This window comes from Streptomyces sp. NPDC037083 (assembly GCF_055606485.1).
Genome location: NZ_JBVJSQ010000004.1, coordinates 58,914 through 71,314, shown reverse-complemented (window position 1 = coordinate 71,314; position 12,401 = coordinate 58,914). Strand labels below are relative to the sequence as shown.

General features: G+C 73.1%; 8 protein-coding genes. 4 read left to right on the top strand and 4 right to left on the bottom strand.

The window, feature by feature from the left end:
* Nucleotides 1-82: 82 nt before the first annotated feature.
* The gene (locus ACZ7DE_RS12475) at nucleotides 83-946 is read left to right on the top strand and encodes a phosphotransferase enzyme family protein (protein WP_470760245.1); all 864 of its coding nucleotides are present in this window, start codon (nucleotides 83-85) and stop codon (nucleotides 944-946) included.
* Nucleotides 947-1,320: 374 nt separating this feature from the next.
* On the opposite strand, the gene ACZ7DE_RS12470 is transcribed toward ACZ7DE_RS12475, so the two are convergent.
* From ACZ7DE_RS12470 to ACZ7DE_RS12455, 4 genes are all read right to left on the bottom strand, one after another.
* The gene (locus tag ACZ7DE_RS12470) at nucleotides 1,321-2,043 is read right to left on the bottom strand and encodes an exonuclease domain-containing protein (RefSeq protein ID WP_470760243.1); all 723 of its coding nucleotides are present in this window, start codon (nucleotides 2,041-2,043) and stop codon (nucleotides 1,321-1,323) included.
* A gap of 128 nt (nucleotides 2,044-2,171) precedes the next feature.
* Nucleotides 2,172-3,410, bottom strand: coding sequence for an SAV2148 family HEPN domain-containing protein (locus ACZ7DE_RS12465; RefSeq protein WP_470760241.1), 1,239 nt, complete (start codon nucleotides 3,408-3,410; stop codon nucleotides 2,172-2,174).
* Nucleotides 3,411-3,512: 102 nt separating this feature from the next.
* On the bottom strand, nucleotides 3,513-4,841 hold the full coding sequence (locus ACZ7DE_RS12460; RefSeq protein WP_470761068.1) for a copper amine oxidase: 1,329 nt from the start codon (nucleotides 4,839-4,841) through the stop codon (nucleotides 3,513-3,515).
* 94 nt (nucleotides 4,842-4,935) lie between these two features.
* Nucleotides 4,936-5,757 carry a Tat pathway signal sequence domain protein gene (locus tag ACZ7DE_RS12455; protein ID WP_470760239.1) on the bottom strand — a complete coding sequence of 274 codons (822 nt, stop codon included), beginning with the start codon at nucleotides 5,755-5,757 and terminating at the stop codon, nucleotides 4,936-4,938.
* A gap of 189 nt (nucleotides 5,758-5,946) precedes the next feature.
* Between ACZ7DE_RS12455 and glgX the strand changes: the two genes are divergently transcribed.
* The 3 genes from glgX (at nucleotide 5,947) to ACZ7DE_RS12440 (ending at nucleotide 12,155) form a co-directional block, all read left to right on the top strand.
* The gene (gene glgX, locus ACZ7DE_RS12450) at nucleotides 5,947-8,064 is read left to right on the top strand and encodes a glycogen debranching protein GlgX (RefSeq protein ID WP_470760237.1); all 2,118 of its coding nucleotides are present in this window, start codon (nucleotides 5,947-5,949) and stop codon (nucleotides 8,062-8,064) included.
* A 94-nt stretch (nucleotides 8,065-8,158) separates the two neighbouring features.
* On the top strand, nucleotides 8,159-10,510 hold the full coding sequence (treY, locus tag ACZ7DE_RS12445) for a malto-oligosyltrehalose synthase (RefSeq protein ID WP_470760235.1): 2,352 nt from the start codon (nucleotides 8,159-8,161) through the stop codon (nucleotides 10,508-10,510).
* A 394-nt stretch (nucleotides 10,511-10,904) separates the two neighbouring features.
* Nucleotides 10,905-12,155 carry a M14 family zinc carboxypeptidase gene (locus tag ACZ7DE_RS12440; protein ID WP_470760233.1) on the top strand — a complete coding sequence of 417 codons (1,251 nt, stop codon included), beginning with the start codon at nucleotides 10,905-10,907 and terminating at the stop codon, nucleotides 12,153-12,155.
* Nucleotides 12,156-12,401 lie beyond the last annotated feature (246 nt).

The window sequence follows — 12,401 nt, the reverse complement described above, 5'->3', positions numbered from 1 at the left end:
CGCGAATGCGACACTGACCGTCGCATGGCCGGATCCCGACGGCGTGCGGTGGGCCGGACGCACAACGACACGGAGGCGGACGATGGACGAGGCACGGGCGCGGCATGTACTGGCCGCGGCGGGAGTGCTGCCCGGCCCGGCGGCGCACGCGCGGCTGCTCGCCCTGGGCGAGAACGCGGTGTTCGCCGCCGGTGACCTGGTGGTGAAGGTGGGGCGCGACGCCGAACTCCTCGACCGCGCCCGGCGCGAACTGGACGTCGCGGCCTGGCTGGCCGGCGCGGGCGTTCCCGCGGTGCGGGCGGCCGAGCCGAAGCCGCTGCTGGTGGAGGGCCAGCCGGTGACCGTGTGGCACCGGCTGCCCGACTCCGTACGGCCGGCCGGGCCGCGGGATCTGGCCGAACTCCTGCGCCTGGTGCACGCCCTGCCCGTCCCGTCGTTCGGGCTGCCGCCGCGCGACCTGCTGTCGGGAGTCGAACGCTGGCTGCGACTCGCCGGCGACGCGATCGACCCGGCGGACGCCGCGTATCTGCGCGAGCGCCGCGACGGGTTCGCGACGGCCGCCGCCGCGCTCATCCCGCGGCTGACGCCGGGCCCGATCCACGGGGACGCGCTGCCCCGCAATGTGCACATCGGCCCCGACGGCCCGGTCCTGGTCGACCTGGAGACCGTCTCCGCCGATCTGCGCGAGCACGACCTGGTGGTCATGGCGCTCTCCCGCGACCGGTACGGGCTGCCCGCGGCGGACTACGACTCCTTCACCGAGGCGTACGGCTGGGACGTGCGGGAGTGGGCGGGTTGTGCGGTGCTGCGGGGCGCCCGCGAGACCGCGAGCTGCGCCTGGGTGGCCCAGCACGCGCCCACGAACCCCAAGGCGCTCGCGGAGTTCCGACGCCGGGTGGCGTCTTTGCGCGACGGCGACGAGGGGGTGCGGTGGTATCCGTTCTGATCCGGGTGCTACGGGCATGGCGGTCCGCCGCACGCCCCGGGAAGGAACCCGGCCCGCCCTGTGGGCGGTGAAGCGGTAAGGAGGCGTGGCGGTCCGCCGCACACCCCGCTAAGGGACCCGGCTCGCCCTGTGGGCGGTGAGGGCGGCCGGGTCGTCGGCTCGGTGAGCGGCTCGGGCACGTCCCGCACGGCCTCGGCCGGCGAGAGCAGCCGACCGACGCCGTCGCCGAACACCGGCCCCGCCGCCGGCCTCAGGCGGTGTTCCCCGACGCGGGCCTCAGTCCGTCTGCCCCATCGAGAGCCTCAGACGGTCTTCCCACGAGCCTCTGCCCGTCTCTCCCGCCGGAAGCCACAGACCATCCCCCGCCGCCAGCCTCAGGCGGTGTTTCCCGCCGGTTCCCGCATCGGCCAGGCCCCGTCCACCACCGCGTCCGCGTCGCCCTTGCGGCGCAGGAAGCTCTGGAAGTCCGCCGCCCACTCGGCGTACCACTCGATCTGGCGGCGGTGCAGCTCCGCCGGGCCGAGGGCCGCGACCTTGGGGTGGCGCACGGCTATCGCGCAGGCCAGGCGGGCCGCGGCGAGGGCGTCGGCGGTGGCGTCGTGGGCGGCGTCCAGGGGGACTCCGTACTCGGCGCAGACCGCTTCGAGGTTGCGTTTGCCGCGGCGGTAGCGGTCGACCGAGCGGTCGACGGTGTACGGGTCGAGGACCGGCGCCGGCTCCTGGCCCCCCAGGCGCTCGCGCAGGGAGGGCAGCCCATGGCGGCGCAGCTCGGCGGAGAGCAGCGTGAGGTCGAAGGCGGCGTTGTAGGCCACGACCGGGACGCCGGCCCTCCAGTGATCCACGAGGACGTTCGCGATCGCGTCCGCGACCCGGTCGGCGGGGGCGCCCTCGGCGGCGGCCCGCTCGTTGCTGATGCCGTGGACGGCCACGGCGTCGGCCGGGATCTCCACGCCCGGATCCGCCAGCCACTCGCGGCGTCCCAGGACCTGCCCGTCCCTGACCTCGATCACGGCTGCCGTGACGATGCGCGCCTCGCGCGGGTCCGTCCCGGTCGTCTCCAGGTCGAAGCCGATCAGCAGCTCCTGGTACCAGGCCATGGTGGCCCCCCTTCTTGGTGGTGCTTCCCCCAGTGGCCTCCACCCTCGCATGCGCCACTGACAATCAGGGGGCCGCGTTCCGCTTACCCCGTGACCACCGCACCGACTCCCGGGACGAGACGGGCCATTCAGGACACCGGTCGCGAATCCGCCCAGGCGAGCTCGAACTCCTCGCGGTATGCCGAGAAAAGACCGCCTTCGTCCGCCTCGCCCGGCTTGACCACCCGGTGGCCGCCCCGCAGCACCAGCACCGGCGCCTCCATACCGCGCATGCGCCGCAGATAGGACTGGATCACGGCGATGCCGTCGGTTCCGTCGCCGTCGACGAGGTAGGCGGTGAAGCGGGGCGTCTCGTCGTACACCTGGATCTGGAAGGCGCCCGGGTCGCGCAGCCGGGAGCGGACCCGGCGCATGTGCAGGATGTTCATCTCCACGGCCCGACTCAACTCGCCCCGCTTCATGCCGAGTTCGCGCTCGCGGCGTTTGACCGCGCTGGAGGCCGGGTTGAGGAACAGCAGCCGGACGCGGGCACCGCCCTCGGCGAGCCGGACCAGCCGGCGGCCGGAGAAGTTCTGCACGAGCAGGTTGAGGCCGATGCCGATGGCGTCGATGCGGCGGGAGCCGTCGAAGATGTCCTCGGCGGGGAACTGCCGCAGCAGCCGCACCCGGTCGGTGTGGACGGCGACCACGTCCGCGTACCGATCGCCGACGAGGTCCTCGACCGCGTCCACGGGCAGCCGGCGCGCGGAGGGCACGTCGCCGCTGGTGCCGAGCATCTCCAGCAGTCGCGCGGAGGCCCGTTCGGCCTGGCTCAGGACCGCCTCGGACAGGGCCCGGTTGCGGGAGACGACGTTGCGGGTCACCTCCAGCTCGTCCAGCGCGAGTTCGACGTCCCGGCGGTCGTCGAAGTACGGCTCGAAGCAGGGCCAGTGCTGCACCATCAGCTCGCGCAGCTGCGGCAGCGTGAGGAAGGAGATCACGTTGTCGTCGGCCGGGTCGAGCAGATAGCCCTTGCGGCGGCTGACCTCGCGCACGGCGACCGCGCGCTGCACCCACTCCTGCCCGGCGGGTCCGGCCGCGGCGACCACCCACTCGTCGCCGTGGACGGGTTCGTAGATGGGCCGCAGCACGGCGGCCACGACGGCGCGCAGCCGCTGTTCGACGAGGTTCAGCCAGATGTAGGCCCGGCCGGCCCGCTGGGCACGGGTGCGTACCTCGCGCCAGGCGTCGACGTCCCAGTCCAGCTCCGGTCCGATGGCGTTCGTCTCCATCGGCCGGGCCAGGGACACCGTGCCGGGCGGGACGTCTGCGGAGCCCCCCTCGTGACCCTCGTCACCAGGGGGCAGCTCCAGCCCTCCCGAGCCCACCCAAGCACCGCCTTCCGCTCCCCCGAGCTCTCCCCGTCCCAACGATCAAGGAAGGGTACTCCGCGAGCGCCCGGCGGTGCAGCCGGATGGACAGGTCGTTTCTCAACTACCGTTGTCGGGACGTCCGTTCTGTCCCGCGAGGGCGGGCGGAGTGAGCGGATTCATAGCCGTGACGTCCCTGGGGGCCAGGGAGAAGCCCTGCCAGTGGACCGGCATGGGCTGCTGGTCCTCGTCGCGCGCGATGTGGTGGAAGCCCACGTTCACCCAGGCCACGGGGTGGGTGAGGGACTGTCCGTCCACCCACTTGTCGACCGAGTAACCGTGCAGCGGGGAGCCGCAGTTGCGCACGTTGTTGCTGGCGTACTGCTCGCACTGGTTGTACTGCGTGAAGTAGACGTCGTGCTGGGTGAAGGCGCGCCCCGAGTACTTGGTGGTGGCGCCGGGGACGAACTCGTAGGAGCGGGCGTGGCCGTCCTTGTTCTTGCCTGTCGCGCTGACCACGCGCCACCAGCGCATGTTCTTGGCGTCGCCCGCGAGTTCCTTGGCGACGACGGTGCGGGTGGTCTTGTTGGTCGGGCCCTGCTGGGCCCCGGCGGGCGGGCTGACCACCGAGTCGTACTGCTCCACCTTGGCGTTGGAGTTGCCGTCCAGACCGAAGTCGAGCCGCCAGAAGACGTTGTGGCTGTGGCTGGTGGCGTAGGCCTTGGCGCCCTTGCCCAGCGGCCAGCCGCGGTCGTCGCCGGCGTCGTAGTCGACCGGCGAGAGGCTGCCGGTGGCGCCGACGTTCATGTTGATCGCGCCGTCGTCGGAGAAGCGCCACTCGGTGATGTACTCGTACCAGCCGACCTGGTTGACGGTGTAGATGAGCAGGTCCTTGCCCTGGGCCTGGAAGACCTTGTTGCCCGTGTCGGCCTGCATGCGGTAGGCGTGGCCCCGCGCGCGGGTCGTGGTGCACAGGCCCTTGACGTTGGGGTTGTCGGAGAACGAGTCGGGGACCTTCACCGTCTTGATGGTGCCGCCTGGGCACTCGGCGGGGGCCATGTTCACCAGCCCCGCGCCGAAGTTGTAGTCGGTGATGTCGTTGTACTCGTTCTTGCCGTCGTCGTACGGCACGTGGATCTGGGCGATCTTGGCGCTGTTGAGGACTCTGATCGGCTTGGCCTCGCCGGGCGGCTGGTAGGAGATCTTCTCCAGGACCAGGCCGGACTTGGCCTCGAAGCGCCAGCACATGCGCCAGGTCGTGCCGGTGGACAGCTTCTGCTCGATGCGGTAGGCGGCGCTGCAGTCGGCGGCCGCGGCGGGGGCCGCCTTCGGCCGGGCGGCGGCCGGGCCGGCCCCGGCGGTCGCGCCGGCGGCCAGCGCGGCCACCGAGAGGCCGACGAGGGCCCCCTTGCGGACACGGCTGACACCCCGCGGCCGCCGGCCGCCCATCGGATCGGGAACGCGCATGAGGACACGACTCCTTTGCCTCCCCGCGCGGGAGGCACGTCGGAAAACGGAACTGAGAGGTGGGCCTGCGGTCGGTTCAGCCGGCGAGCCGGGCGACCTTGCGGGTGCTGAGGTCGACGACCAGGGACCGGGTGTCGATCCAGGGGCCGTTCTTGACCTTGGTGAGCAGCCGTGCGCAGCGGTGTTCCCCGCATGCGTCGAGGACGGCGGGCTCGGCGCCCGGCACCGCCCGGTACACCATGCTGGCGAGCTGCAGCTGGTCCGGGGAGGTGAGCTCCTTGCCGGTGGCGTCCTTGTAGTCCGCCTTCAGGCCCGCGCCGAGCGGGTCGGCGATCAGCAGCGCCGCGGCCTCGTTCTGCTCGGCGGCGCCGAGCGGCGGCTGGACGCCGTGCTGGGCGCCGGTGCTCTCGACCTTCCCGGTGTCGAGGTTGACCGTCCGGGTGAGCAGGGTGTCGTTCTTGTAGTCGTAGAACGTCACCTCGGCGCGCCGGGGGGCGTCGGGGTCGTCCACCTCGTCGGCCTCGGGCTCGGCGAGGTCCACGCCGAGTCGCTGGGGGCCGCGGTCGCCGTCCACGTCCTCGCTCGCGTTGAAGGTCTGGCGGCTGAGCGCGATCCGCTCGACGCGCGCCATCTCGTCGTCGGTCAGCGGGTCGCGGCCCCGGCCCCTGGCGCCCTCGGCGGGCGCCTCCTCGACGACGCCGGGCTCCACGGCCCCCGCCGCGCCGCCCTGCTGCCGCCCGGCCGCCTGTCCGGTGCTCTGCCCGCCCCTGCCGCCTCCCGCGTCGTCGGCCCCCGCCGTGCCCGGCAGGGTGATCCCCACCATCACGGCCGTCGCGGCCACCGCGATGGCCGTACCCGCCACCACCTTGCCCAGGTGGCGGCGCACCGTCGTGCGCACAATCTCCCCCTACTCCCCCTGTTACCCGGGAGTACGTCTGCCCCACTGGTTCGGCCTACGACATGGATCGTCGTATGCACCGGTCATTGGGTAAGAGGGTCGTAAGTCACCAGTGGTTCCATCACTTTCCTGGAGACTCGAAAGCCAAGGCGCCCCCGACGGGGCTGGACACCTGAAAGAGTCTTGTCCATGCAGGTCTGGCCTGGAGAGGCGTATCCCCTCGGTGCCACGTACGACGGCGCCGGCACGAACTTCGCGGTCTTCACGGAGGCCGCGGACCGAGTAGAGCTGTGTCTGCTGCACGACGACGGCTCGGAGACGGCGGTGGAACTGCGCGAGAGCGACGCGTTCGTCCGGCACGCGTACGTGCCGGGCATCATGCCGGGGCAGCGGTACGGCTTCCGGGTGCACGGCCCGTACGACCCCGGTCGCGGGCTGCGGTGCAACTCGGCGAAGCTGCTGCTCGACCCGTACGCGAAGGCGATCAGCGGGTCGATCCGGTGGGGCGAGGAGGTGTACGGCTACCACTTCGACGCCCCCGAACGGCGCAACGACCTCGACTCCGCGCCCCACACGATGACGTCGGTCGTGGTCAACCCCTACTTCGACTGGGGCGACGACCGCAGGCCGCGCACCGAGTACCACCACACGGTGATCTACGAAGCGCACGTCAAGGGCCTGACGATGCTCCATCCGGGGCTTCCCGAGGAGCTGCGCGGTACGTACGCGGCGCTGGCGCACCCGGCGATCATCGAGCATCTGACCGAGCTCGGGGTGACGGCCCTGGAGCTGATGCCGGTGCACCAGTTCGTCAACGACCACCGGCTGGTCGACATGGGCCTGAACAACTACTGGGGCTACAACACGATCGGTTTCTTCGCCCCGCACAACGCGTACGCCTCCTGGGGCGACCGCGGCCAGCAGGTGCTGGAGTTCAAGTCGGCGGTGCGGGCGCTGCACGAGGCGGGGATCGAGGTCATCCTCGACGTGGTCTACAACCACACCGCGGAGGGCAACCACCTGGGCCCGACGCTGTCCTTCCGGGGCATCGACAACCAGTCGTACTACCGGCTGACGGACGACCCGCGCTACTACATGGACACCACGGGGACCGGCAACTCGCTGCTCATGCGGTCCCCGCACGTACTCCAGATGATCATGGACTCGCTGCGGTACTGGGTCCTGGAGATGCACGTCGACGGATTCCGCTTCGACCTCGCGGCGACCCTGGCCCGCCAGTTCCACGAGGTGGACCGGCTGTCGTCGTTCTTCGACCTGGTCCAGCAGGATCCGGTGGTGTCTCAGGTGAAGCTGATCGCGGAGCCCTGGGACGTCGGCGAGGGCGGCTACCAGGTGGGGAACTTCCCTCCCCTGTGGACCGAGTGGAACGGCAAGTACCGCGACACGGTGCGGGACGTGTGGCGGGGCGAGGCGCGCGCGGTCGGCGAGTTCGCCTCCCGGCTGACCGGCTCCTCCGACCTGTACCAGGACGACGGACGGCGGCCGCTGGCCTCCATCAACTTCGTGACCTGCCACGACGGGTTCACCCTGCACGACCTGGTCTCCTACGACGACAAGCACAACGAGGCCAACGGGGAGGACAACCGGGACGGCGAGAGCCACAACCGGTCCTGGAACTGCGGCGCCGAGGGCGACACCGACGATCCCGACGTACTGCGGCTGCGGGCCCGGCAGATGCGCAACTTCATCGCCACGCTGATGCTGTCCCAGGGCGTGCCCATGATCAGCCATGGGGACGAGTTCGGGCGCACCCAGAAGGGCAACAACAACGCCTACTGCCAGGACAGCGAGCTGGCCTGGGTCCAGTGGCCCGACGCCGACGCCGGCGGAGCCGAGCTGCTGGACTTCACGCGCGCGTTGGTGTGGCTGCGCAAGGAGCATCCGGTCTTCCGGCGGCGCCGCTTCTTCCACGGGCGGCCGGTGGAGGGCACCCACGACGAGCTGTCGGACATCGCCTGGTTCACACCCGAGGGGAAGGAGATGACCCAGCGGGACTGGGACCGGGCGCAGGCGTCCGCGCTGTCGGTGTTCCTGAACGGCAACGCGATCTCCGAACCGGGGGCGCGCGGCGAGCGGATCACCGACGACTCGTTCCTGCTGATGTTCAACGCCTCGGCCAAGCCCCTGGAATTCGTGGTCCCGGTGGACCACGGGCGGCAGTGGCAGGTGGTCGTCGACACGGCGAACCCGCAGGCGGTGGCGTCGGGGGCGGCCCCGAAGCTGCAGGCCGGGGCCCGGCTGACGCTGGTGGACCGGAGCATGACGGTGCTGCAGCGGCCGACCTAACCGGGGTTCCCGGCCGCCCGGGGACAGGACGCGGACCCGACCCGCCCGGTGGGGGTGTGACACGAAACGCGGCGGGACGGGTACGTAGGTGGTCATGACCCCTGAGCGACGTGACGCCCCTGTCCCCGTGACGCCCACGGCCACCTACCGGCTGCAGCTGCAGCCCGCGTTCCCGTTCGGGGCCGCGGCCGCGGCCGTGCCGTACCTGGCCTCGCTGGGGGTCTCGCATCTGCACCTGTCGCCGGTCCTGGAGGCCGTGCCCGGCTCCCCGCACGGCTACGACGTCACGGACCCGACGCGGGTGCGTGCGGAGCTGGGCGGGGAGGAGGGGCTGCGGGCGCTGGCGCGCACCGCGCGCGAGCACGGCCTCGGGCTGGTCGTCGACATCGTGCCGAACCACATGGCGATGGCGCCGCGGCACAACCGCGCCCTGTGGGAGGTACTGCGCGAGGGCCCGAAGTCGCCGTACGCGCGCTGGTTCGACATCGACTGGGCGGCGCAGGGCGGACAGGTGCTGGTGCCGGTGCTCGGCCGGCCGGTCGGGGCGGAGCTGGAGAACCTGCGCGTCGACGGCGACGTCCTGCGCTACCACGATCACGTCCTCCCGCTGCGCGAGGGCACCGAAGAGCTGCCGCTGCCACAGCTGCTGGACGCCCAGTGGTACCGCCCGGTGTGGTGGCGGCTGGCCCGCACCGAGCTGAACTACCGGCGCTTCTTCAGCATCTCGGAGCTCATCGGGGTGCGGGTGGAGGACCCGGAGGTCTTCGAGGCCACCCACGGCACGATCCTGCGGCTGCTGCACGAGGGCGTCGTCGACGGGCTGCGCGTCGACCACCCCGACGGCCTCGCCGACCCCGACGCCTACCTGGAGCGGCTGCACGAGGCGAGCGGCGGCCGCTGGACGGTCGTCGAGAAGATCCTGGCGGACGGCGAGCGCCTGCCCGGCTCGTGGCCCGTCGCCGGCACCACGGGCTACGACGCCCTGCGGCGCGTCGACGGCCTCTTCACGGACCCGGCGGGGGCCCGTGAGCTCCTGACCCGCTACCGGCGCTCCGCGGCCCCGCAGACGGACCGGGGAGGCGACTGGGCGGCGACGGTGCGACGGGCCGCGTACTCGGTGGTCGGCCACGAGCTGGCGGCCGAGACCGACCGGCTGACCCGTGCGGCGTCCCGGGTGTGCGCGGCCTCGGCCGATCCCGCGCTGCGCGACCGGGCGCCCTGGGCGCTGCGCACGGCCCTGGAGGAGCTGCTCGTGCGGATGGAGGTCTACCGGCCCTACACCTCGGGCGACCCGGCGGCCGTCGTCACCGAGGAGGCGGCGGGGGAGGCCCGGCAGGCCTTCGTCGTCCCGGAGGAGGCGGGCGCCGTCGACGTGGTGCGAAGCCTGGTGCTGGGCGGGGAGGGGCCCAAGGGGGCGGAGTTCCGTGCCCGGTTCGCGCAGACGTCGTCCGCGCTGCGCGCCAAGTCGGTGGAGGACACGGCGTTCTACCGGTACGTGCCGCTGCTGGCGGCCAACGAGGTGGGCGGCGACCCGGGCGACCCGGGCGTGTCACCGGACGCCTTCCACGCGTGGTGCGCGCGCGTGCAGCGCGACTGGCCGGTCACGGGAACGGTGGTGTCGACGCACGACACCAAGCGCAGCGCCGACGTGCGCGCCGCGCTCGCCGTGCTGACCGAGTGCCCCGAGCGCTGGGCTGACCTCCTGGAGGAGGTCACGCGCGGGCAGGAGGCGATCCCGGACGGACAGCTGGCGTGGGCGGCCTGGCAGACGGTCTTCGGGCTCGGCCCCGCGGCCCCGGAGCGCGTCCAGGAGGCACTGCTCAAGCACGTGCGCGAGGCGGGGCTGTACACGAGCTGGACGGAGCAGGAGCCGCCGTACGAGGAGGCGGTGGCCGCGTTCGTGGCGGCCGGGCCGTGCGGGGAGCCGGGCGAGCGGGTGGCCGCGCTGCGCGACGCGCTGGAACCGCACATCCGGGCGAACGTGCTGGGCACGGCGCTGGTGCACCTGACGATGCCGGGGGTGCCGGACCTCTACCAGGGCACGGAGAGCGAGTACCGGGCACTGGTGGACCCGGACAACCGGCGTCCCGTGCGGTTCCCGCCGGACGATCCCGGCACCAAGGGCGCGGTGACCGCGGCCGCGCTGCGCCTGCGCCGCCGGCGGCCGGAGGCTTTCGGCGAGTCGGCCGCGTACGAGCCGCTGCGCGCCGAGGGGGCGGCCGCGGAACACTGTCTGGCGTTCGCGCGCTCCGGCCGGGTCGTCACGGCCGTGACACGGCTGTCGCTGCGGCTGGCGCAGGCGGGCGGCTGGCGGGAGACGCGGCTGACGCTGCCGCCGGGGAGGTGGGTCGACGTGCTGTCCGCGGACCGGGAGTTCACGGGGCACGCGCGCGCGGCGGACCTGTTCGAGCAGCTGCCGGTGGCCCTGCTGGAACAGGCGGAATGAGACCACCCCGGCCCCCGGGGCGGCCACCCGGACCACCGGGGCGACCGCCGGGACAACCGGGACGACCACCCGGACCACCGAAACGACCGCCGGGGACCACCGGGACGACCACCGGCGCCGACAGGCGAGGCCGGCGCCGGCGGACGAGGGCCCGCGCCGGTCGGGGGAACCCTTCGCGCTCGTGTCGGCGTGGAACTCGATCTGAAGTCAACGGAGTTGAACGCGCGTCGCGGTCGTGGGGAGAGGACGCCCCTCCCCCTCCCCGTCCGGATCCCCCGGCCGCCGCCGGCGCGCGCATCCGAGCGCCCCCCGGAGCCTCCCCCCAGGCGTCCTTGACAGTTCACAGCGGCCGTGGGGTACTGCGGAGGCGAAGGCCGGGCGGACGAATACGGGGGTGAGTCTCCTGCCGGAGCTGCGCTACCCCACGGTGAGCGAACTGACCACCTCTGCACGGGCCCTGGCCGCGCTCCAGCCCGGCGTGTGCGCGCTGCGACAGGTGGGTGTCTCCCGGGCGGGCCGGCCCCTGCACCTGCTGTCCGTGGGGCGCGCCCGGCGAGCCGTGCTGGTCGTCGCGGGGGCCCACGCGAACGAACCGACCGGGGGCTCGACACTGCTCGCGCTCGCCGAACGGGTCCTGTACGAGCGGGAGTTGCGGGACGGCACGTCCTGGCACTTCCTGCTCTGCGCGGATCCCGACGGCGCGAGTCTGCATGTGACCCCGGCGCCGCGCAGCCTGCTGGAGTACCACCTCGGCTTCTTCCGGCCCGCCGGTGCCGAGCAGCCGGAGTGGTCGCCCGCGGTGCTGCCGCCGGACCGGCTGCCGCCCGAGACCCGCGCGCTGACCCGGGTCATCGACGAGCTGCGGCCCTACCTCCAGGTGACCCTGCACGGCACCGACCTGGGCGGCAGCTGGGTGCAGCTGACGAGGGACATCCCGGGCCTCGCCGAGCCGTTCGCCAAGTCCGCCGCCCAGCTGCACATCCCGGTCGAGACCGGCGCCTCCGACGCGGCGGGCTGGCCCGCGTCCGGGCCCGGCGTGCACGTGATGCCGCCCGCGGGTGCGGACGCGGCCTACCCGAGCATGCCGGACGACGCCCGGCGCAGCACCTGGTACCACGCGCACCGGTACGGCGGCCTGACCGCCGTGGTGGAGGTGCCGATGTGGGCGAGCGACATGGTGGACGACCCCGCCCCGCATCCCGCCCCGGCCGCGGCGATACGGCGGCTGGCGAGGCGGCTGCTGCGCGACGCCACGGAGGTGGAGCGCGTCCTCGCCGAGGCGCTGCCGCGGCTGGAGGGCGTGGACGGACCGCTGCTGCGCGCGGCCAGGTGGGCGCTGGAGCTGGCGCCGGGGCTGGCCGCGGACTGGACCCACACTCCGCCGGCCGACACGACGATGGCCTACGTCGGCAGCGTCGACGCCTTCGCCCGCCGGCTGCCGCTGCGGGCGGCGGCGATGCTGCGGCGGGTCCTGCAGGAGAGCGACGACCACGCGGCCCCGCGACTGGAGCGACTCGTCGAGACCTGGAGCGATGCCTTCGCCGACCGCTTCCGGGCCCGCTGGGTGCCCTTGGAGCACCAGGTCGAGCACCAGTCCCGCACGGTCGTCGCGGCGGCCCTGCACGCACGCGAGCACGTGGCGTGACGCCCGCCGGAACACGGCGAAGAAGCACCCACGGCTGGCACGACTGACAGGGCTGACGAGACAAGGAGCCGCGCGAGCGGGGGGGGCAGCGCGAGCGGGCGGGCAGCGCGAGGAGGGGCAGCGCGAGGAGGGGGCAGCGCGAGGAGGGGCAGCGCGAGGAGGGGCAGCGCGAGGAGGGGCAGCGCGAGGAGGGGCAGCGCGAGGAGGGGCAGCGCGAGGAGGGGCAGCGCGAGGAGGGGCAGTGCG